The organism is Polaribacter batillariae (genome assembly GCF_017498485.1).
GTDB classification, from domain to species: domain Bacteria; phylum Bacteroidota; class Bacteroidia; order Flavobacteriales; family Flavobacteriaceae; genus Polaribacter; species Polaribacter batillariae.
Window position 1 is genome coordinate 2,484,535 of the sequence record NZ_CP071795.1, and the last position, 22,955, is coordinate 2,507,489.

21 protein-coding genes are annotated in these 22,955 nt (G+C 30.9%); 13 read left to right on the forward strand and 8 right to left on the reverse strand.

Annotation, left to right across the window (positions count from 1 at the left end):
* Positions 1-116: 116 nt before the first annotated feature.
* From JL193_RS10930 to JL193_RS10935, 3 genes are all read right to left on the reverse strand, one after another.
* A complete protein-coding gene (locus tag JL193_RS10930; protein WP_367890011.1) occupies positions 117-1,766 on the reverse strand; it encodes a M16 family metallopeptidase in 1,650 nt (549 codons plus the stop codon).
* Positions 1,767-1,843: 77 nt separating this feature from the next.
* On the reverse strand, positions 1,844-2,170 hold the full coding sequence (locus JL193_RS17510) for a hypothetical protein (protein ID WP_367890012.1): 327 nt from the start codon (positions 2,168-2,170) through the stop codon (positions 1,844-1,846).
* Between the two features lie 8 nt (positions 2,171-2,178).
* A complete protein-coding gene (locus tag JL193_RS10935) occupies positions 2,179-3,486 on the reverse strand; it encodes a M16 family metallopeptidase (protein WP_207970838.1) in 1,308 nt (435 codons plus the stop codon).
* A gap of 265 nt (positions 3,487-3,751) precedes the next feature.
* Between JL193_RS10935 and rplU the strand changes: the two genes are divergently transcribed.
* The 11 genes from rplU (at position 3,752) to JL193_RS10990 (ending at position 15,311) form a co-directional block, all read left to right on the forward strand.
* A complete protein-coding gene (gene rplU, locus JL193_RS10940; protein WP_207970839.1) occupies positions 3,752-4,423 on the forward strand; it encodes a 50S ribosomal protein L21 in 672 nt (223 codons plus the stop codon).
* 42 nt (positions 4,424-4,465) lie between these two features.
* On the forward strand, positions 4,466-4,726 hold the full coding sequence (rpmA, locus tag JL193_RS10945) for a 50S ribosomal protein L27 (RefSeq protein WP_207970840.1): 261 nt from the start codon (positions 4,466-4,468) through the stop codon (positions 4,724-4,726).
* Positions 4,727-4,833: 107 nt separating this feature from the next.
* Positions 4,834-6,066 (forward strand): 3-deoxy-D-manno-octulosonic acid transferase, encoded by a 1,233-nt coding sequence (locus tag JL193_RS10950; protein WP_207970841.1) that lies wholly within the window; start codon positions 4,834-4,836, stop codon positions 6,064-6,066.
* Positions 6,067-6,112: 46 nt separating this feature from the next.
* Positions 6,113-6,670 carry a YeeE/YedE family protein gene (locus tag JL193_RS10955; RefSeq protein ID WP_207970842.1) on the forward strand — a complete coding sequence of 186 codons (558 nt, stop codon included), beginning with the start codon at positions 6,113-6,115 and terminating at the stop codon, positions 6,668-6,670.
* Between the two features lie 93 nt (positions 6,671-6,763).
* Positions 6,764-7,177: a YeeE/YedE thiosulfate transporter family protein gene (locus tag JL193_RS10960; protein WP_207970843.1), complete on the forward strand. Its 414-nt coding sequence runs from the start codon at positions 6,764-6,766 to the stop codon at positions 7,175-7,177.
* A gap of 61 nt (positions 7,178-7,238) precedes the next feature.
* Positions 7,239-8,231: a GTP 3',8-cyclase MoaA gene (moaA, locus tag JL193_RS10965; protein ID WP_207970844.1), complete on the forward strand. Its 993-nt coding sequence runs from the start codon at positions 7,239-7,241 to the stop codon at positions 8,229-8,231.
* Positions 8,232-8,311: 80 nt separating this feature from the next.
* Positions 8,312-9,556: a molybdopterin molybdotransferase MoeA gene (locus JL193_RS10970; RefSeq protein WP_207970845.1), complete on the forward strand. Its 1,245-nt coding sequence runs from the start codon at positions 8,312-8,314 to the stop codon at positions 9,554-9,556.
* 827 nt (positions 9,557-10,383) lie between these two features.
* Positions 10,384-10,863, forward strand: coding sequence for a cyclic pyranopterin monophosphate synthase MoaC (moaC, locus tag JL193_RS10975; protein WP_207970846.1), 480 nt, complete (start codon positions 10,384-10,386; stop codon positions 10,861-10,863).
* Positions 10,864-11,023: 160 nt separating this feature from the next.
* Complete coding sequence (locus JL193_RS10980; protein WP_207970847.1) at positions 11,024-12,169, forward strand: NTP transferase domain-containing protein; 1,146 nt, start codon at positions 11,024-11,026, stop codon at positions 12,167-12,169.
* Positions 12,170-12,444: 275 nt separating this feature from the next.
* Positions 12,445-13,536 carry a HesA/MoeB/ThiF family protein gene (locus JL193_RS10985; RefSeq protein ID WP_207970848.1) on the forward strand — a complete coding sequence of 364 codons (1,092 nt, stop codon included), beginning with the start codon at positions 12,445-12,447 and terminating at the stop codon, positions 13,534-13,536.
* A gap of 5 nt (positions 13,537-13,541) precedes the next feature.
* Positions 13,542-15,311, forward strand: a complete 1,770-nt coding sequence (locus tag JL193_RS10990; RefSeq protein WP_207970849.1) for a MutS-related protein — start codon at positions 13,542-13,544, stop codon at positions 15,309-15,311.
* 145 nt (positions 15,312-15,456) lie between these two features.
* Here the strand turns inward: JL193_RS10990 and JL193_RS10995 are convergent, their stop codons facing one another.
* From JL193_RS10995 to mutY, 5 genes are all read right to left on the reverse strand, one after another.
* Positions 15,457-17,043: a hypothetical protein gene (locus JL193_RS10995; RefSeq protein ID WP_207970850.1), complete on the reverse strand. Its 1,587-nt coding sequence runs from the start codon at positions 17,041-17,043 to the stop codon at positions 15,457-15,459.
* A gap of 113 nt (positions 17,044-17,156) precedes the next feature.
* Positions 17,157-17,708, reverse strand: a complete 552-nt coding sequence (gene gldD / locus JL193_RS11000) for a gliding motility lipoprotein GldD (RefSeq protein WP_207970851.1) — start codon at positions 17,706-17,708, stop codon at positions 17,157-17,159.
* The gene (locus JL193_RS11005) at positions 17,701-19,026 is read right to left on the reverse strand and encodes a gliding motility-associated protein GldE (protein WP_207970852.1); all 1,326 of its coding nucleotides are present in this window, start codon (positions 19,024-19,026) and stop codon (positions 17,701-17,703) included. The genes gldD and JL193_RS11005 overlap by 8 nt, the downstream gene beginning before the upstream one ends.
* 18 nt (positions 19,027-19,044) lie before the next feature.
* A complete protein-coding gene (locus JL193_RS11010; RefSeq protein ID WP_207970853.1) occupies positions 19,045-19,473 on the reverse strand; it encodes a single-stranded DNA-binding protein in 429 nt (142 codons plus the stop codon).
* A 158-nt stretch (positions 19,474-19,631) separates the two neighbouring features.
* Complete coding sequence (gene mutY / locus JL193_RS11015) at positions 19,632-20,675, reverse strand: A/G-specific adenine glycosylase (protein WP_207973458.1); 1,044 nt, start codon at positions 20,673-20,675, stop codon at positions 19,632-19,634.
* Between the two features lie 141 nt (positions 20,676-20,816).
* Here mutY and JL193_RS11020 point away from each other — a divergent pair, with 141 nt between their 5' ends.
* Positions 20,817-21,107: an HU family DNA-binding protein gene (locus JL193_RS11020; protein ID WP_207970854.1), complete on the forward strand. Its 291-nt coding sequence runs from the start codon at positions 20,817-20,819 to the stop codon at positions 21,105-21,107.
* Positions 21,108-21,413: 306 nt separating this feature from the next.
* Entirely contained in the window at positions 21,414-22,943 is a 1,530-nt protein-coding gene (locus JL193_RS11025; RefSeq protein WP_207970855.1) for an Rne/Rng family ribonuclease, read from the forward strand.
* Positions 22,944-22,955 lie beyond the last annotated feature (12 nt).

The following is a 22,955-nucleotide window of genomic DNA, read 5'->3' on the forward strand; positions in this document are numbered from 1 at the left end:
CAAAAAAACCTTCAAACAAATCTACAAACACTCTCTGTGAAACCTGTGTCAAAAACCAAAAAAAAGAGCCAAAACACTATGTCTTGACTCTTTTATCTATTTTGGGTCTTTGCTTTTTATTTAAAATCTACATCAGAAACCCCTTCGTTTATTTTAATTTCTTTTATTTTGAAATCAAACGACATTGGGCCATTTTTTATACCAATAGAATGAGGAAACATAATTCCATTTACTTCTTTATAATTAGAATAATCAGTTGGTGTATTTACTTCTTTACCATCTGGTGTTTTTACAGTTTTTACTTCTTTTACTTTTAAGCCAGAAGCCATATCATAATAAATTTCGGTATTGTTATGCTTTAAAACAATGGCATTTTTACCGTCTAAAGGCTCAATTCTAACCAATTTACCATCCGTATAATCTAAATCTCTAAACAAAGCATTTTCACTTTTTGCTTCAACAATTTGTTCTGGTGTCATGGGTATTTTTTGGCCTCTAGCTTCAGAAAATCCGGTTGTTCCATCAAAAACAGTTTTCTGAGCAACATTTCCCATTACAGAAATTACTTGAGAAGTTTTATTGGGTGAAGAAGCTTTTGTAGTCATTACTAACGGAGTTCCTTGTATGGTTGCATTTGCAACCATCATTATAGTTTTAACAGACATAATTTTGTCTTTTCCACCAATGGCTTCTAAATATTTATTTACTACTTTTTCTGCAGTCATTCCCTCTGGAATTGGCAATGTCATTGCAGGTTTATCTGTAGGATTTCCTTCCTTATCAAAATAGCTTATAACATAATCTGTTTTTTCTAAGTTTTTAAGAACATCAATACCTCTACCAGTAATCATTATCCTAGCTTTGTCTCCTCTAAAATATTTAATAGCTGCATTTTGTACATCATCTACAGTTACAGAGTTTATGTTTTTAATATAGTTAGCATAAAAATCTTCTGGCAAATCGTACAGCGCAATATTAAGTGCAAAACTTGCTGCAGTTGCTGGTTTCTGTACATCCATTACAAAACTACCAATGTATTCTTCTTTAGCATCTTGTAATTCTTTTTTGGTTACTTTTTGGTAACGAATTTTATTTATTTCTTTTAAAATTTCTACAACAGCACTATCTGTAACCATGTTTCTAACACTTGCTGTGGCTCTAAAAGTAGCTGCGTTTTTTTGTCTGCTTTGACTAATACCTGAGTAAGAACCATAGGTATAAGCTTTGTCTTCTCTTAAGTTATTAAAAAGTCTAGCAGAACCACCTCCACCAAGTATTTTGTTTGCTAACAATGCAGCATAATAATCTTTATCTCCTAAAGTTAAGTTTACAGTATTTACAACCGCAATTTCAGATTGTTTTGCGTTTGGCATATTTACAAAACTAATAGCAGTTGTAGAAAGGTTTTCTGGTGCTGGAAAATTAGAAGCTGGTATTTCTCCTTTTTGCCAATCTGCAAATAATTCTTTTACTAACTTTTTAGTTTCTTTTGGATTAATATCTCCAACAATAATTAAATAAGCATTGTTTGGTTTGTAGTAAGTTTTGTAATTGTTTTTTACAGCATCTAACGTTATGTTGTTTATTGTTTCTTTGCTTACAAACTCTCCATAAGGATGATTTTTACCATACACTAAAATGTCTTGCACTCGACCTGCAATCGTAGGTACATCATTTTCTGAAGCTTTTAAGTTTTCTAGGGTAACTTTTTTTTCTTTATCAAATTCTTCTTGTGTAAAAACAGAATTCTTTACACCATCTGCCATTAAACCCAATACTTCTGGAAAGTATTTTTCTAAAGATCTTGCAGAAGCACCAGAGCTAAAAAAGTCAACACTAGCTCCTAAAAATCTACTTGTTCATTAAATTCATCTTTTGTAATGTTAGATGTTCCTCTTCCTAATAAACTTCCCATCATGCTAGAAACACCAGCAATATCTCCTTCTACATAAGGTTGGTTGTCGATTCTTAAAGTTGCAGAAACTCGTGGTAATTTATGGTTTTCTACCATAATCACTGTTAATCCGTTATTTAGAGAAAACTTTTCTGCTTCTCCTAATTTTACAACAGGATCTGGTCCTGGAGTAGGCATTTTGCTTCTATCTATTTGTGCGTTAGTGGCAAAAGATAGTGCTATAACTGCTAGTATTGATAAAATTTTTGTCTTCATCTTTTTTATTATTTTTTCTTAGGTAAATATTCTAAGATTAATCTTTGATTCTTATTTAAGTATTTTTTTGCAACTTCTCTAATTTCTTCTCTTGTTACAGATCTGTAAATATCTATTTCTGAATTTATTAAATTAGTGTCTCCGTACATTACATGGTATCTTGCTAAAGAACCTGCAATACCAACAACACTAGAGTTAGCGTTTACATAATTGTTTTCGAATTGGTTTTGTATTTTTTGAAAATCTCTTTCAGAAATTAAATCGGTTTGAATCTTTACAATTTCTTCGTCCATTTCTTTTACCAAATCCTCTAATTTTACATCTCCTAAAGGAAGCGCAAATAAAGCATAAATACCATAATCTTGTTGAGAAACATTAGCAGCTTGTACAGCTAAAGCCATTTTCTTTTCATCAACCATTTTTTTGTAAAGTACAGAACTTTTACCACCACTTAAGTAAGTAGAAATCATATCTAACACTTTAGAATCTCTTGTTTTAAAAGAAGGTGTTCTATAAGCAGCTATAATTGCTGGTATTTGTATGTTTTCATCATAAGCTTTTGCTCTAAATTCTTCGGTTATTGGTTCTTCTTTAGGAAAAGTTCTAACAACTTCTGCTCCTCTAGGAATTGGACCAAAATAATCTTGAATCATTTTTTTTGTTGTCGCAAAATCTATATCGCCAGCAACCACTAGTGTAGCGTTGTTTGGTACGTAGTATTTTTTATAAAAAGCTAAAAACTCTTCTAATGTTGCAGCATCCAAATGCTCCATATACCCAATATTTGGGTCTTTATAAGGGTGTACTTTAAAAATATTTTTAGAAATTTCTGGTAAAAGATTAGAATATGCTCTTGTACCTTGTCTTTTTTCTTCTTTTACAACTTCGTTTTGTGTATCTACACCTTCTTGTTTAATAATTGGGTGTAATAAACGTTCAGATTCCATCCATAAACCCAGTTCTAGTTTATTTGATGGAAAAATTTCGTAGTAATACGTTCTGTCTTGAGAAGTATTTGCATTGTTTCTACCACCATTAGAAGACACTATTTTAAACCATTCTCCTTTACCTATGTTTTTTGTTCCTTCAAATAATAAGTGTTCAAAGAAATGTGCAAAGCCAGTTCTTTCTCTACTGCCATCTTTTCCACCAACACCGTACATAACAGATGTAATAACGACAGGTGCAGAATTGTCTTGGTGTAAAATTACGTGCATTCCATTGCTTAAATCATACTCTTCAAATTCAACTTTTTGTGCATTTGCAGAAACTGCAATTAACAGCGCCGAAGCCAGAGTTAAAATAGTTTTTTTCATTTATTTTTTATTTAATTAATAATTGATGTTTGATATGACGCTACATTATTAAGTTTGTTACAACAAATTAACAATAAAACTAAAAGTACTTCAAAAGTAAAAAGATTCTCTCTAAATATAAAGTTAAAGGTTGTTTATTCTCTTGATTTTGATTGAATTATTTTTAATATCAAATATTGTTTTAAAACAAAAAAGATGTATATTTGCACCCGCATTTTCGGTAACGAAAAGCAAAAACAAAGTATAAATACGCAAAACAAATAGTATGTACGCAATCGTAGAGATAGCAGGGCAGCAGTTTAAAGTTGCAAAAGACCAAAAAGTTTACGTACATCGTTTAAAAGGAGAAGAAGGCTCGAAAGTAACTTTCGACAACGTTCTTTTACTAGACGATGCAGGTAACGTAACTCTTGGCGCCCCAGCTATAGAAGGAGCTTCAGTAACAGCTCAAATTTTAAGTCACTTAAAAGGTGATAAAGTAATCGTTTTCAAAAAGAAAAGAAGAAAAGGTTACCAAAAGAAAAATGGTCACAGGCAAGCTTTAAGTGAGATTCAAATAGCGTCTATTACTGCTTCTGGTACTAAAAAGGCATCTAAAAAAGCTGCTCCTAAAAAAGAAGAAGCTAAAACAGAAGCTCCAAAAGTAGAGAAAAAAGCAACCGCTAAAAAAACCGCTAAAAAAGCCGATGATTTAAAGAAAATTGAAGGTGCTGGACCTAAAGCTGCAGAAGCATTAGTTGCTGCAGGTATCGATACTTTTGCAAAAGTAGCAAAGACAGATGCTTCTAAATTAAGCGAAATTTTAACAGAAGCAAGTTCAAGATTGTCTCATATCGTAACAGATACTTGGCCAAAGCAAGCTAGTTTAGCTGCAGAAGGTAAATGGGACGAATTAAAAGAATTACAAGATAAATTAGATGGTGGTATTGAAAAATAATCACTAAAAAATTTAGCTTTTAACCTATAAAAACTCAATAAAATGGCACATAAAAAAGGTGTAGGTAGTTCAAAGAATGGTAGAGAATCAGAATCGAAACGTTTGGGCGTTAAGATTTTTGGTGGTCAAGCAGCAGTTGCTGGTAACATTATCGTTCGCCAAAGAGGTACTACACACAATCCAGGAGAAAACGTTTACATGGGTAAAGATCATACTTTACACGCAAAAGTGGACGGAATTGTAGAATTTCAAAAGAAAAGAGATAATAGATCTTACGTTTCTGTTACTCCATTCGAAGCTTAATAATTTAAGTTTAAAAATAACAAACGCCCAAACAATTTTGTTTGGGCGTTTTTGTTTCTTTACATTTTTATCAAATTCACTAACTTTCTATTTTGTACTTTTACGGTATGAAATTCTTGTATGATATTGCCATTTTTTCCACCTCATTATTGTTGCCAATAGTGGGTTTCTTCAATAAAAAAATAAAACTTTTTATGGATGGAAGAAAAGAAACATTTACCAAACTTAGCAAGTTAAAAAATGCTAAAGTAATTTGGTTTCATGCAGCTTCGTTAGGAGAATTCGAACAAGCAAGACCTATTATCGAAGAATTAAAAAAGAAACACAAAAACAATACAATTTTAGTTACTTTTTTTTCACCTTCAGGATACGAAATTCGAAAAAATTACAACCTAGCAGATGTAGTTTGTTATTTACCATTAGATTCTAAATCGAATGCGAGAAAATTCGTAGAATTAGCAAACCCAAAACTGGCAGTTTTTATAAAATACGAATTTTGGCCCAATCTTTTAAACGAATTAAAAAACAAGGAAGTTCCGACTATTTTAGTTTCCGGAATTTTAAGAGAGAAGCAATTATTTTTTAAGAGTTATGGCGGATTTATGCAAAAATCTTTGGAGGCATTCCATCACTTTTTTGTGCAAGATGTAAATTCTGAAAAATTACTAAATTCCATCAATTTTAAAAATGTAACTGTTGCTGGAGATACTCGTTTCGATAGAGTTTCAAAAATATTAGAACAAGACAACTCATTAGATTTTATTAACCATTTTAAAAACGACACATACACAATAGTTGCTGGAAGCACTTGGAAAGAAGATGAAGAGTTATTGGTAAATTATATTAACAATACAGCTTTAAAAGACGAGAAAATTATCATTGCGCCACATAATATAAAATCTGAAGCAGTTTTAGCGCTTCAGAAATCAATCAATAAAAAAACAGTTTTATTTTCTGAAAAAGAAGGTAAAAATTTAAAAGATTATCAAGTCTTTATAATAAACACCATTGGAATTTTAACCAAAATTTACGCAACTGCAGATGTTGCTTATGTTGGTGGAGGTTTAAAAACAGGCTTACATAATATTTTAGAACCAGCAACTTTCGGAATTCCTATAGTGATTGGAAATAAATACGACAAATTTAAAGAAGCCGTAGATTTGGTAAAAATAGGTGGCTGTATTTCTATTAAAAATCAAGAAGAATTTACTTCAATTTTTACAAAGTTGAAGAACGATATTAGCTTTAGAAATTTAACAGGAATTATCAATAAAAAATATATTGAAGACAATTTAGGAGCAACAAAATTAATTATGAATTATATAAAAAATAATATTTAGAATGTCTGTTCGAGCGCAGTCGAGAACTAATACAAATTTATAAACTATGGATTTTATTTTACAACCTTGGCCCTGGTATGTTGGCGGACCATTAATTGCATTGTCACTTTTTCTTTATTTTTATTTTGGAAAAAATTTCGGAGCATCTACAAATTTCGAAACCTTGTGTACAATGGCTGGCGCAGGAAAAGTGTCAGATTATTTTAAGAAAGATTGGAAAGAACGCGATTTTGCATTGCTTTTTGTAGTGGGTTTAATTATTGGCGGTTTTATTTCTGCAATGTATTTAATACCAAATAAAAATATAGATTTAAACCCAAAAACAGTGCAAGAATTAACAGATTTAGGTTTTAGCAATGTTGCAAACCAGTATTTTCCTGACGAAATTTTTAGTAAAGAAGTTGTGTTATCTTTAAAAGGATTTTTAATCTTAATCTTATCAGGTGTTTTAATTGGTTTTGGAACACGTTATGCAGGAGGCTGCACTTCTGGACACGCAATTACGGGTTTAAGTAGTTTGCAATTACCATCTTTATTAGCAGTAATTGGGTTTTTTATTGGTGGTATTATTGCAGCTTGGTTTATAATTCCTGTTTTATTTTAGCCAATAATTGGCATTAGTCAAAAATTATTAAACTCAAAAATGTCTCTTCGAGCGCAGTCGAGAAGTTAGTTGAAAGTTTAAAATATTATCAAAATGAAAAACATCAAATTTTTAATTCTCGGAGTCTTTTTCGCAATTGTATTAAGTAAAACACAAGCAATTTCGTGGTATCGATTTTACGAAATGTTTCGTTTTCAATCTTTCCATATGTTTGGAATTATTGGAGGCGCAGTTGTAATATCAGCAATTATTATGCAATTATTTAAAAGCGGAAAAATAAAAGACATTAATGGAAATAAAATTGTGCCAAAACCAAAGAAAAAAGGATTTATTAGTACCATTTTAGGAGGAACCTTATTTGGGTTAGGTTGGGGAATTTCTGGTGCCTGTGCTGCACCAATTTTTGTAATTCTTGGGTTTAAACCTTTACCAGCATTAATCTTGTTAATTGGTGCACTTTTAGGAGCGTTTTTATATGGAGTTGTAAGTAAAAAACTACCAAATTAGCATAAAAATAAGTGATTATTATCATAAATTAAGCATTAAAAACAGTGTAATTTTGCATTAAATGAGCAAATTAATAGACAATTTCGGGCGACAAATGCAATATGTACGTTTAGCGGTTACAGATCGCTGTAACTTGCGTTGCCAATATTGCATGCCAGCTCATGGAATCGCGATTGTACCAAGACAAGAGTTACTCTCTTACAAAGAGATGTATCGTTTAATTCGAGTGTTAACAGAATTGGGGGTTAAAAAAGTACGTTTAACAGGTGGCGAACCTTTTGTTCGTAAAGATTTTGTTGCATTTTTAAAAATGTTGTCTTATAACGATTTGTTAGATGCGATTAATATTACCACAAATGGCGCAATGATTTCTCAACACATTCCAACGATTGAAAAGTTAGAAAAAGTAAAACACATCAATTTAAGTATCGATAGTTTACAAAGAGAAAAGTTTGCAAAAATTACACGAAGAGACGTTTTTCCTGAAGTTTACAAAACATTCGAATTGCTTGAAAAAAGTAGTTTACATTTAAAACTAAATGTAGTTGTACAATCTGGTTTTAATACCGACGAAATTGTAGATTTTGTAAGGCTAACAAAAGATAAAAATGTAGCTGTTCGTTTTATTGAAGAAATGCCTTTTAATGGAAAAGGACAAAGAGAAATTCAAGAAAATTGGTCGTTTAACAAAATTTTAAACGAGATAAAAACCGAGTTTGATGTTCAGGAAATCAAATCAGAAAAATCTTCTACTTCAAGAAATTATAAAGTTGAAAATCATTTAGGTTCAGTTGGAATTATTCCTGCATTTACAAGAACCATTTGCAACGATTGTAATCGCATTAGAATCACTTCTACAGGAACTTTTAAAAATTGCTTATTTGATGATGGTGTTTTTAATCTTCGAGATTTTATAAGAAAAGGAGCGTCTAATAACGATTTAAAAGAACTTTTTTTATCTTTAGTAAAGCAAAAACCAGAAAACGGATTTATAGCAGAAGCAAACCGTAAAAAAGGCAGCGTTTCTGAAAGTATGAGTACCATTGGAGGGTAAAAAGGTTTAATTGTGTAATTGTTTAAACATAGAAATCTCAATTATACAATTACACAAATAAACAATTACACGTTTTTGAAATGATTTTAGTAAAAGAAGCAAAAAATATAATTTTAAATTCAACTCAAAACTTTGGAGTTAAAGAAATTCCATTTCTAAAATCTGTAGGGAGCATTTTAAAAGAAGATATTCTTGCAGATAGAGATTTTCCACCATTTAACAGAGTTGCTATGGATGGAATTGCAGTTGATTTTCAAGAATTTAGTTCTCGACTGCGCTCGAACAGACAATTAAAATTTAAAATTGAAGGAATTCAGCCAGCAGGAAGTGCCCAAATCACTTTAAAAAATCCAGAAAATTGTATTGAAGTGATGACTGGTGCAATGCTTCCTAAAAATGCAAATACGGTAATTCGTTATGAAGATGTTACCATCGAAAACGGAATCGCAACAATTAATATTGATGAGATTAAAGACCGTCAAAATGTTCATCCAAAGGGAAAAGACGGAAAACTTGGTGATGTATTAATCAAACAAAACACAAAAATATCTGCAGCAGAAATTGGTGTTTTGGCAACTGTTGGAAAATCTTTTGTAAAAGTTGCAAAGCAACCAAAAGTAATGATAGTTTCTACTGGTGATGAATTGGTTGGTGTAGATGAAACTCCACTAGAACATCAAATTAGAAGAAGCAATGTGTTTACATTGGTTTCACTATTAGAAAAACTAAATATTCCTTCTGAAACTGCCCATATTACAGATGATAAACCCATTTTAAAACAAAAAATAGCAACCTATTTACAAGAATATGATGTGTTGTTGTTCAGTGGAGCAGTCAGTAAAGGTAAGTTCGATTTTTTACCCGAAGTTTTTAAAGAATTAGGCGTAAAAAAACTATTACATAAAGTTGCACAAAGACCAGGAAAACCCTTTTGGTTTGGGCGTAAAATATTTTCGAATGCAGATAAACATAAAGAGAATCAATACAAAAAGAACACAATTGTGTTCGGGTTTCCTGGAAACCCAATTTCTACATTTGTAAATTGTTTGGCGTATTTTTATCCTTGGTATTACAAATCAGTTGGTTTATCAGTCGCCGAAGAAACCGCAATTTTAGCAGAAAATGTTACTTTTAAACCCAATTTAACCTATTTTTTACAAGTGAAATTGAGTTATAAATTCGGACATTTAGTGGCAAGTCCAATTGCAGGAAATGGTTCTGGAGATTTAGCAAGTTTGGTACATGCAGATGCGTTTCTTCAATTGCCAAATGATAAAAATGAGTTTAAAAGTGGAGAGGTTTTTCCAGTAATTAGATACAGATAAGGCTGTTTCCATAAACAAATTCACGAGCTGTCAGTTCGAGTGGTTTTTCTGACGTAGGAAGAAAAATTGTATCGAGAACTTGTAAAGAAGAGTGTAAAACTTCTCGATACAATTCTGCCCAAAAGCGGAATTACTCGAAGTGACAGCGCGTTTACAACGAGACGCAAGAGTAAGCACATACAGTCAGTTCGAGTGAATTTTTTATTGGAATGAAATGGAAATATAAAATTTGTATCGAGAACTTGTAAAGAAGAGTGTAAAACTTCTCGATACAATTCCGCCCAAAAGCGGAATCACTCGAAGTGACAGAGCGTGAGCAACAAAACGTAAGAGTAAGCAAGTACTGTCAGTTCGAGTGAATTTTTTATTGAAATGAAATGGAAATAGAAAATTTGTATCGAGAACTTGTAAAGAAGAGAGTAAAACTTCTCGATACAATTCCGCCCAAAAGCGGAATCACTCGAAGTGACAGAGCGTGAGCAACAAAACGTAAGAGTAAGCAAGTACTGTCAGTTCGAGTGAATTTTTTATTGAAATGAAATGGAAATAGAAAATTTGTATCGAGAACTTGTAAAGAAGAGAGTAAAACTTCTCGATACAATTCTGCCCAAAAGCGGAATTACTCGAAGTGACAGTGCGTGAGCAACAAAACGGAAGAGTAAGCAAGTACTGTCAGTTCGAGTGGTTTTTCTGACGTAGGAAGAAAAATTGTATCGAGAACATTTTAGATGAATAACTTCTCGATACAAAATTCTTGAAAAAAGAATTTCACTCGAAGTGACAACACGTGTTACTGGCTTAAAATAAAATTGAAAAAATTACAGTTAATGAGCAATTTCACACACATCAACAAAAAAGGAAATCCTAAAATGGTAAATGTTTCCGATAAGAAAATTACCAAAAGAACAGCCCTTGCAAAAGCAACCATGTTTTTAGGAAAAGAAGTGATTTCTAATTTTTCGAATGACGAATTAACGACCAAAAAAGGACCTGTTTTTCAAACCGCAATTATTGCAGGAATTCAAGGGGTAAAAAAAACATCAGAATTAATACCAATGTGCCATCCATTATTAATTAATGGAGTAGATATTGATATTCAAATAATCGATTTAGAACATATAGAAGTGCTTTGTAAAGTTACTATCGAAGGAAAAACAGGAGTAGAAATGGAAGCTCTAACGGGTGCAAACATTGCTTGTTTAACGATTTACGATATGTGTAAAAGCATCAGTAAAAAAATGGTAATTAAAGAAGTAAAGTTGGTAGAAAAAACAGGTGGAAAGTCGGATATTAAAATCATATCTTAATTAGGCGCAAGGAAGAAACACTCTTGTGTTATTTTAAGAATATAAAACGTTAAATTGTCATTTCGAACGAAACGAAGTGGAGTTGAGAAATCTCTCTTTTGTTTGAGATTTCTCCATAAAGTCGAAATGAAATAAATATACTGAATTAAATTCAGCAAAAATGAAAAAACACAAAAAACACACAAATTTAGAAAAAAGAGATAACGATAACTTCTCACCCAATGAAATTGCTATTTTAGGAACCGATTGTGGTGTCATTTCAAATTTGGTTCATAATGTTTCAGTAAAATTATCAAACTATAAATTAGCGTATTTCGATGCTTCTCACGCAAAATCTCTCGACTTCGCTCGAGATAACAATTATAGGTTATCTGAATATACTTTTCATCATCAAGGAAATGTACAAATTACCACTTCTGGAAACGTAAATAAGTTTGAGCAACGTTTGCAATTTGCGCAATACGATTATGTTTTTATCAATGGAAATCATTATCAAGGCGCAAAACAAATTCTAATTTTAGACGAAGCAAAAGAAGCTTCTGTATTCAAAAGATTGGAGCAATTAGACAGCATTCAGTTTGTTGTGAAGTTGAAGGAAGAAACGGATTTTTTTGATTTTTTAGTGGCCAAATATCCAAACATAAAAAACAAGCTTTGCTATACAATTAATGAAGTAGATAAAATTGCAAATCATATAAACAATCTCATTCAAGAGAAAATTGCTCCGATAAAAGGGCTTGTTTTAGTTGGTGGAAAAAGCACTAGAATGGGACAAGACAAATCTGAACTCAATTATTTTGGAAAACCACAAAAAGAATACGCAAAAGAGTTGTTAGAAAACAATAATTTTGAAACGTACTATTCAGTCCAGAATGAATCTTCTGTCATTTCGAGCGAAGTCGAGAAATCTCAAAACGAAATCCCAGATAAATTTCTAAACCTTGGACCTTTTGGTGGCATTTGTTCTGCGTTTCAGAAAGACCCAAATTCGGCTTGGTTGGTTTTGGCAACAGACGTCCCTTTTGTAAACGATGCTGTAATTCAGCAATTATTAAAACATAGAAATCCGAGTAAAGTTGCCACAGCAATTAAAGGAAAAAACAAGGAATTTGTAGAACCTTTAATTACCATTTACGAACCCAAAGCCTATACAATTTTACTGCAATATTTAGCACAAGGTTATTCTTGTCCGCGTAAAATGCTAATTAATTCTGATATTGAAATTGTAGAAATTGAGGATGCATTTATTAGAAATGTAAATACTCCAGAAGAGTTTGAAGATGCGAAAAAAGAGATTAATAATTAAAAAGTTCTCGATACAATTCTGATAAAAAAATCAGAATCACTCGAACTGACAATGCGTTTTTAGACTGATTAACGTACTGTCACTTCAAGTGAATTTGTAAAGAATGAACGAATGTCATTTCAACTTTATGGAGAAATCTTAAAGTAATTCGCGATACAGTTTGTCAATTCCGTAGGAATTTCAACGCTTTGTTGCTCACTCTTGAGTGAGACCCTTTCAGAGTAACAAACTGTGTGTATAATAAAAAAAAAGATACTGAAATAAATTCAGCATAAATGAAACCAACAAAAAAACAACTTTTTAAACGTCAACTCACTTTGTCTGAAATAGGAGAAGTTGGGCAAGAGAAACTACAAAACGCATCTGTTTTGGTCGTTGGTTGTGGTGGTTTAGGAAGCCCGATTGCAGTTTATTTGGCTTCAAGTGGCATTGGAAAATTGCATTTAGTAGATTTCGATACGGTAGATATTACCAATCTTCACAGGCAAGTTTTTTATTGTTTAGATGATGTAGATCGACCCAAAGCGGAAGTTTTATCAAAATTTATTAAAAAAAGAGCACCTTTTACAGAAGTAACTTTTAGTAACAATCCAATTACAAAGTCAACTGTTTTTGAGTTGATAGAAAATATAGATATTATTGTAGATGGAACAGATTCTTTGCCCACAAAATATTTGTTAAACGATGCTTGTGTTATTAAAAATAAACCTTTAGTTTACGGTTCTTTGTATAAGTTCGATGGTTATGTGGCTACGTTTAATGTCTTACAAAAAGATGGAAGTTATTCCACAAATTTAAGAGATGCGTTTCCAGAAATGGCAACAGACATTCCAAATTGCGAAGAAGCTGGAACGTTAAATGCAATTGTGGGCATGATTGCCATGCAACAAGTAAATGAAGTTTTAAAATTGGTTACAGGCATTGGAAAACCATTAACAAATCAACTTCGTATATATAATACGTTGCAAAACACCGAGTTAAAAATGAAGTTAAAACCTGTTTTTTTGAAAGATAAAATTGCGAAACTTTTTAAAGTACAAACCTATGTAGATTTTGCTTGTGCAGGTCAAAATCCTGATTGGCAAATATCTCCAGAAGAATTAAAAAAACGTTTGTCATTTCGAGCGGAGTCTAAAAATCTAGAAATTATAGCGGTTTTAAATAATTTAAAACTGCCTTTTGAGGTGCAGCAAACCATTCATATTAATAATTTTGATGCAGATAAAATTAAAGTTGATAAAAGCAAAACCTATGTAATGGTTTGCCAACGTGGTTTTAACAGTTACAGAGCTACTGTAAAATTGAAAAATAAATACCCAGATTTAAAAGTGCTGAATTTAACTGGCGGAATTTCGAGTTACAAATAAAATACATGAAAAAACCTTTAGAATTTTATACAAATCATAAAGCAGAATTAGAAGCAAAGACGAAAGAGTTAAAAAAGAAATCAGCCAATTTAAGTGTATTTAGATTTGCCGTTTTTTTAGCGACTTGTTTTTTAATTTACTTGACTTTTGGGAAATATCCAGATGTGTTTATCATCGCTTTTTTAGGACTTTTATTGTTTGGTTTCTTAGTAACAAAACATGTAAATCTTAAAAGAAAAAGAAATATTCTTGCAGAAAAAATTAAAATTAATACTGTTGAAGTTGAAGTTTTAAATAGAAATTTTTGTCACTTGGAAACAGGCTCTGCATTTATAAATCCTGCACATTTTTATAGCAATGATATCGATTTATTTGGCAACGGTTCTTTTTTTCAATATATAAATAGAACCAAAACAAAAGACGGAAAAGGAGTTTTAGCAAACTGCTTAACAGAAAACAATACAGCTACTATTTTAGAGAAACAAGAAATGTTAAAAGAACTTTCAGGGAAAGTAAAATGGCGTCAGCATTTTTCTGCTTTGGCAAGTTTGGTTGCTACAAACAGTACTTCAAAAGCTATTGTTAGGTGGATTTCTGGTTACAATTCTGTTTTTCCGAAATTTTTAAAAACGCTTCAAATTATTTTTACGATTGCTTCTTTGGTGTTAATTGGGTTGGTTTCTTTTGGGTTAATTCCTTTCACTTATATAGTTATTTGGTTTTTTGTTGGCCTTTTTATTACTGGTAGATTTGTACTAAAAATAAACCATTTATATACAGAAGCCAGCAAAGCAAGAGATACGTTTAAGCAATATTACCCATTATTAAACGTAATTGAAAATGAAGCATTTACTTCAAAAATTTTAAAAGAGAAACAGCAAACAATTAATTCAGAAAACAAAAAAGCCTCTGCTATTTTTAAAGAATTTGCTCGAATTTTAGATACTTTCGACCAAAGAAATAACATTATTATCGCAATTTTTGGAAATGGATTGTTTCTAACAGAAATTTACAATGTTTGTAAGGTAGAAAAATGGATTTTTAGCTACAAACATACAGTTGAAAGCTGGTTTGAAGTTGTTGCTTTTTTCGATGCTAAAAATTCGTTGGCAAATTTTGCATTTAATCATCCAAAATTTATTTTTCCAGAAATTACTTCAGAAAAAAGTGTGATTAAAGCGACCAATTTAGGGCATCCTTTGTTAAATGTTGCTAAAAGAATTGATAATGATTTCAACATTAATAAAGAAGAGTTTTTTATTGTTACAGGTGCAAATATGGCTGGAAAAAGTACATTTTTAAGAACGGTTTCTTTATCTATAGTGATGGCAAATTGTGGTTTGCCAGTTTGTGCAGAAAGTTTTCAATATTATCCCATAAAATTGATAACAAGTATGCGAACTACAGATTCTTTAACAGAAGACGAGTCGTATTTTTATTCAGAATTAAAACGCTTAAAATTTATTGTTGATGAAATTGAAGACGAAGATTACTTTATTATTTTAGATGAAATTTTAAAAGGAACCAACAGTAAAGACAAGGCAATTGGCTCTAAAAAGTTTGTAGAAAAACTTACAAAATCGAAATCGACAGGAATTATTGCCACACACGATGTAAGTTTATGTACTTTAGAAGATGAATTTTTTGGAATTAAAAATTATTATTTTGATGCAGAAATTAACAATAACGAATTGCATTTTGACTACAAATTAAAAAACGGAATTTGTAAAAACATGAACGCTTCTTTTTTACTGAAAAAGATGGAGATCGTTTAAAAAATGGCTTGGATGATTTTATCCAAACCATTCAATTTTTTTATTGTGCAATTTTAATAAAACTCTTATTCTCGATACAAACTTTGCTCATTTTAATCGTAAAATTTACTTGAATTGACAGAATTTTATCAAAATACACAACCGCTTAATCTTGAATTTGTTTTTTAAGCATTACTTTCCAAATTTTATTGGAAGCCCTTGAGTTTCTTGGACCATAGCTTCCAGGATTTGATCTAAAAGCTTCAATACCTCCAAAAATATAACCAATTTCTATACTATCTGCATCAGTATCGTTAAAAGCTTTGTTAAGGTCTATAATTTCATTAGAGTTATTTGATTTTGGTAAGTTGCTGTTTGGTATTAACGTAGCTTCTGCTCCATAAAAAGGTGCTTTGTTAGTCGTTTTGTTATTAAAAATATTATAGTCTAAAATAGTGTGCGAACTTTTTAAAGGCTCGTTTGCGATATTCATTTTTATATGCACTCCTGTATTGGTAAAACCAGATAAATGCCCTACAGCAGCTCTTTTTCCATCTCCAATTCCACCTAATAAATAAGTGTGTAAAGTTTCTGATTCTGAATCAAATAAAACAAAACTAGGACAAGAATATACATTAAAATTATTTTGATTGTAATTGCTATCGTAAGTATATTTCTTAGAATTTACTATTTTTTTAGGGTGAACATAAATTGCATTATTCCAAGCTAAATGATAATTGGTAGTATCTTTATTTTTTATAACAGTGCTGTCTGGTCTAAAAACACCTGTGTAAAAAGTCAATCCTTTTTTTATTTGATTATTTACTTTGTAAAAGTTAGGTGTAATTGGGCCATCTCTTCTTCTAAAAATAGATGTTGCATCTGTACCTTTTAAAGATGGTGAAGTAGCATCTGAAATAGTGTCTTTAATATTTATATTTAGCTGATAAGGTTTTTTTGAACTTGAAACGGTAAATGGATACACTGCATCTACATATTTTTGAGATGTAAATGTAAAATTATGCCCTCCAGCCAAATATAAAGTATCGTCAAAAATATACAATTCTCCTCCAGTACTAATTAAGTTTTTGTTTTTACCTATGCTAATTAAACTTTTAAGATTTGCAAGAGATAAATTTTCTCCTTTGATTAACTTAATCATGTTTGGAATGTTTATTCTAGCAACCTGATTAAATGTTAAATAATTTTGAGTGTTAACGTTGTTTACTGGAGCTCCATAACCACCAACAACATATAAATAATCTTTGTCTTGCTTTACTAATGCGTTTGAATTTCTAAAAATTGTAAGATGCTCGTTTAAAAAACCTCTCATTTCTATGCAAGGAATGGTCATTTCACCAATTTTTTCAAAACATTGTTCGTTCATTTTTTCGATAACGGTTTTAAAATGCATACTAATTGGTTTTTCGTTTGTTTTTGAATTGTAAACGAATAAGCTATCATTAAAAGATGGAGGTAAAAATGAAGTATTTGCATAGTTTCCGTTAAAAATATCATGGAGTCCACCATTATCATTTTCACTATTTGTTCTACCGGCAAAAAGTAACCATTCGTCACCAGAAATACCGTGAGAAAAAGATTGCAATGCTGGAGCTTTAGAATTTTCTACAGCGCTTATAGATAAAATATATGTTGGAGCAATTTTAACTTTGTTAGCCTCTTTTTGCAAGCAGGAAGTTAACATGCAAAATAGTAAGATACTTGTGAAGATGTTTAACGGATTTCGTTTCATAATTAGTAAGTTTGGTTAGTAATGTAAATAACTATTTAATGAAGCAAAAAAGAAAGAGTTGAAGTGACTATTTTAAAAAATAGGTAGTTGTACTTGGTAAAGATAAATGTAAATTATTTGTTCCACTCTAAAGTTTCTACCAAACGCAAAACATCTTCTTTAATATACGCTACTGCTGGTAAAATAGAATCGTAATTTGGTTTTGCATAAAAATACAAAGCGCCTTTTATAAAGTTATTTGTGCTGTCGGTTACATGAAATTGTATTTGAGAGGCAGCGTTTCCGGTAATTTCATACAAGCTACCAAATACTCTTTTTTCTGGGTTTACAAAGTCTTTTGTAATAATTTCTTCAGCTTTTACAGTGTGTTTAAATACTAGTTTTTCGGCTTCTGTTAACAATTCTTTAATGTTATTTTTTACGGGTCTGTAAGTAATGTCTAACGAGGCTTTTAAATTTGGGTATTTAATTGTTAACCAATTATTAGGCTCGTTAATTATAGAAGTACTTTTTGGAACTTCAAAAGAATAAGGTCTTTTTAAGGATAATTTTTGATATGTTTTTGCAGGGTAATTTAAACTTAAATAGGCCTTTGGTTTGGGTAAAACATCTTCTTTACAAGAAACGAAAATGAAGATAAAAAATAAAAAAAAGAGATTACGCATTTCTTGTGGCTTTAATTTGTTTTATTCGTTTTCTATCTAAGGCTTCAACGGTAAACGTATAATTCTTAAAGATTATTTTTTCTCCTCTTTTTGGGAATTTTCCAGAAATTTCTAAAATAAACCCAGCTAAAGTTTCACTTTCACCTTTTTCTTCCTCGAAAATATCTTCGTCTTCATCATCTAAAACTTTGCAAAAATCTTTTATGGTTGTTTTTCCTTCGAAAATATAGTTGTTTGCATCTATTTTAGAATACGATAAATCTTCATCATCGAATTCATCATTTATATCACCAACAATTTCTTCAATAACATCATCTAAAGTTACGAGTCCGCTTGTTCCTCCATATTCATCTACAACAATGGCTAAGTGATTTTTTATGGCTCTAAAGTCGCCTAATAAGTCGTCTAATTTCTTATTTTCTGGCACAAAAAAGGGCTCTCGAAGTAAAGTTTGCCACTTAAAAGATTTTTTATTTAAATGTGCCAATAAATCTTTGGCATATAAAACACCAACAATATTGTCTATATTTTCGTGATAAACAGGATTTCTGGAATATCCGTTTGCCAAAATTTTTTCTAAAACAACTTCATAAGGTTCCTCGTCTGAAAGTGCAAAAATATCGATTCGAGGTTTCATAATTTGCACTGTTTCTGTATTTCCAAAATTTACGATTCCTTCTAAAATTTTTTGCTCGTCTTTTGTAGTTGCTCCTTGTGAAGTTAATTCTAATGCTTGCGATAATGTTTCTACAGAAAAGTTGGTTCCTTTGCTTCCTAATTTTTTTTCAATCCATTTTGTTAAACTAATTAAAGGCAATGTAAATGGAGTTAAAAATATATTAATAGTATGTATAAATTTAGACATTGCTTTCGAGAAACGAAGTGCATTTCTAGAGGCATAAACTTTTGGTAAAACCTCGCCAAATAAAAGAATTAAAAAGGTAACTAAAATTATTTCTAACAAAAAACGAACAGGTACTTGAAATAAAATTAAGTTTAAAGAATAGTCGAAATTGCCAAATAATGTTTCTGCCAAAGAGGCAAAAAGAAGTACTATTAAAATATTAATAAAATTATTGGTAATTAAAATGGTGGCTAATAATTTTCGGGGTCTTTCTAATAAAGTAACAACAATATTTTGCTCTTTTCCGTTGTTAGAAAGTTCGTTAAGGTCTGTTTGAGAAAGAGAGAAAAAAGCAACTTCGGTTCCAGATACCAAAGCCGAACTTAAAAGCAGTAAAAGAAGTGCAATTCCATTTAAAGCAGTAACGAAATCTATAGAAGCTAAGAGAAATAATTGTTCGGGATCTGGGTCCAATTTTAATTTTTTTATATGTTAAAAAGGTAAATCGTCTTTTTCTTCTGGAGCAATAGGTTTTTCTTCTGGTTGCTTAGAAGTTGTATTTATAGGTTGCGAATTATCTGCATTTTTTTTCGTGGTTAACATCGTCATTTCTAAAACATGAACTTCAGTTGAATACCGCTTTACGCCATCTTGTTCCCATTGTCTGTTTTTTAGCTTTCCTTCTACGTAAATTTTATCTCCTTTAGATAAATATTTTTCGCAAACTTTTGCCAAACCATTTCTAACCACAATATTGTGCCAATCTGTATTGGTTATTTTTTCGCCAGTTTGTTTGTTGGTATAACTTTCTGAAGTGGCAATAGGAAAACGACCTAGACAATTTTGGTCATCAAAATAATGCATTTTTACATCATCACCTAAATTTCCAATTAAAATTACTTTGTTAATTGTTCCTGCCATAGCTTATTATTTTGTTTGGTCGAGCGCAGTCGAGACCTAAAATCTCTCGAGAACTACGTTCGCTACTTTTAATCAAAAATTATTTTGATTTTAGTAATGCTCGAGGAGACAAACTTAAAATGTTTATAAAATTAGAATCAAATATACTAAAAATATCATTAATTTTTAAGTGGAAAATCTTCCAAAAAATTAGAAATTAAAACTGGAACAGGAAATTCTTGTATGTTTTTCCAAGAAATAGTGGCATTTTTTAGAGATGCTGTCTCTACAATCCAAAATTGTGTATATAAATGTTGATGAGAAAGTTTGTGTACGATTTGCTTTTTGTTATGTAATGAAATTGTAGTTTCATCAGGAAATAAGTCAGTAAATTTTTTGTTTGCTATTAATTCTTTTTTATCGATTATTTTTTCACTTTCAATCAATGGAAATTGATATAAACCTTGCCAAATGCCTTTTCCTTCTCTTTCATATAAGATGGTTTTATAGTCGTTTGTTTGAATGACTAAAAAGTTAAAATAACGTTTTCGAACCTTTATTTTTTTCTTTTTTACAGGCAGTTCTTTAACGAGATTTTTTTCGAAAGCGACACAGCTATTGGCAAAAGGGCAAGAATCGCAAAGCGGATTTTGAGGTTTGCAATGCAGTGCACCAAAATCCATAATGGCTTGATTGTAGGTTCCTGGCTGACTTTTATCAATTAAAGATTGTGCAATGGCTTTAAATTCTTTAATTCCTGTAGTAGAATTAATTGGTGTAGAAATGCCAAAATAGCGAGAAAGTACTCTATAAACATTTCCATCTACAACCGCAGTTGGCTCGTTAAAGCAAATAGAGGCAATTGCAGAAGCTGTGTAATCTCCAATTCCTTTTAACTTTATAATTTCTAAAAATGTAGAGGGAAATTTTCCATTTAGTTCGTTTGCAATGTATTTTGCAGTATAATGAAGGTTTCTTGCACGCGAATAATAACCCAAACCTTGCCACATTTTTAAAACGGTACTTTCATTTGCTTTTGCAAGATTAAAAACTGTTGGAAAAGCTTCTGTAAATTTTAAATAATACCCCAAACCTTGTGTCACTCTTGTTTGTTGTAGCATAATTTCGCTCAACCAAATAAAATATGGATTCTTAGTTTGGCGCCAAGGAAGTGTTCGCTTGTTTTGTAAATACCAGTATATTAGTTTGTTGTGGAATTTCATCATAAAAAAATAGAATTGCAATATTACATTTTAAAATTCACATAAATTTAAGTCTTTATTTTTTTGGAGTTGATTAATTATCATATATTTGCATCCGCATTTTTGAGACAAAATAAATAAAAACATAGTAAAAATAGAGACATGACGAAAGCAGATATCGTATCGAAAATTTCAGATAAATCAGGAATCGAAAAAACAGATGTTTTAGCAACTGTAGAAGCATTTATGACTGAGGTTAAAGATGCATTAGAAAATGGCAACAACGTTTATTTAAGAGGTTTTGGTAGTTTTATTATCAAAACAAGAGCAGAAAAAACTGGTAGAAATATTTCTAAAAATACAACTATTAAGATTCCAGCTCACAATATTCCAGCTTTTAAGCCAGCAAAAACTTTTACTGAAGGAGTAAAAAGTAAAGTAGCTGTTAAATAACACAATACTAATCGAAACCTTAATTGGTTTAAAAAACATCAAGCATTATGCCAAGTGGTAAAAAAAGAAAGAGAGCGAAAATCTCTACACACAAAAGAAAAAAAAGAGCTAGAGCAAATAGACACAAGAAGAAAAAGTAAGCATTCGCTTACTTTTTCGTTTATTGTTTAGCGAAAAAAACAAAAGTTCATTGACATTTGAAGATTTACAACTGCTAGCGCAGAAAATCTTCGCACGGTATTTAAAAATACCTGACAATATTAATCCATCTGTACAATTACGTGCAGTGTTAAAACCAAGTTCAGCATGAAAACAGAATTAATAATTCGTTCAAATTCATCTGATATTGATTTTGCCTTATTAAGAGATGGAAAACTTATTGAATTAAATAATGAAACAACTGGCAACAAATTTTCTGTAGGCGATATTTTTTTAGCCAAAATTGGAAAAGTGTTAACAGGCTTAAATGCAGCCTTCGTAAATGTTGGATACCCCAAAGACGGGTTTTTACATTACCACGATTTAGGCGCACAAGTAAACTCATTAAACTCGTTCATTAAGAAAGTAAGCACAGGTAAGTATAAAGAATTCACGTTAAAAAATTTCCGATTTGAGGAAGACATTAACAAAGACGGTAGTATTAACAAAGTATTAAAAACAGGACAAAACCTGTTGGTACAAATTGTAAAAGAACCAATTTCTACAAAAGGCCCAAGATTAAGTTCCGAACTTTCTATAGCTGGTAGATTTTTAGTTTTAGTTCCTTTTTCTAACAGAGTTTCTGTTTCACAAAAAATAGAAGATCCAAAAGAAAAAGAACGCTTAAAAAGATTAGCAAAAAGCATAAGACCTAAAGGTTTTGGCGTTATCTTAAGAACTGTTGCCGAAGGCAAAAAAGTAGCAGAATTAGATAAAGATTTGCAAAACTCTTTAGAACGTTGGAAAACAATGTGTAAGCGAATTGCAAACACAAACACACCAACCAAAATATTGAGTGAATTAAACAGAGCATCTTCTATCTTAAGAGATGTAATGAACGACTCTTTTACAAACATTGTAACAAATGATGAAACACTGAAAGTAGAAATTAAAGAATATTTACAAGAAATTTATCCCGAAAAGGAAAATATTGTAAAGCTGCACAGATCTGCAATTCCTATTTTTGAAAAATATGGAATAGAAAGACAGATTAAAACATCGTTTGGAAAAACCGTTTCTATGAGCAAAGGTGCCTATTTGGTAATAGAGCACACAGAAGCTTTACATGTTATAGATGTAAACAGTGGAAACCGTTCTAATAAAGCAGGTTCTCAAGAAGATACAGCATTAGAAGTAAATTTAATTTCGGCTACAGAAATAGCACGTCAATTACAATTGCGTGATATGGGAGGAATTATAGTTGTAGATTTTATTGATATGCACAAAGCCGAAAATAGAAACAAACTCTATCAGCACTTAAAAGAGCAAATGGCTTTAGATAGAACAAAACACAAAATATTACCTCCAAGTAAATTTGGATTGGTACAAATTACAAGACAAAGAGTAAGACCTGAGTTAAGTATAAAAACTACCGAAGCCAACCCAAATAAAAATGGAGAAGTAGAAGCGCCAATTGTTTTAATAGACAAGATTGAAGCAGATTTAGAAAAATTTATTTCTAACCCGAAAAATAAAAAGATACAATTACACTTGCATCCTTTTATTGCTGCTTATTTATTAAAAGGCGTAAATTCTATTCGTTTTAAATGGTATTTAAAATATAAAAAGTGGATTACGATTATACCTAGAGATGCTTACACTTATTTACATTATCAATTTAAATCTGTAAAAGATTAAAAAAAGATAATA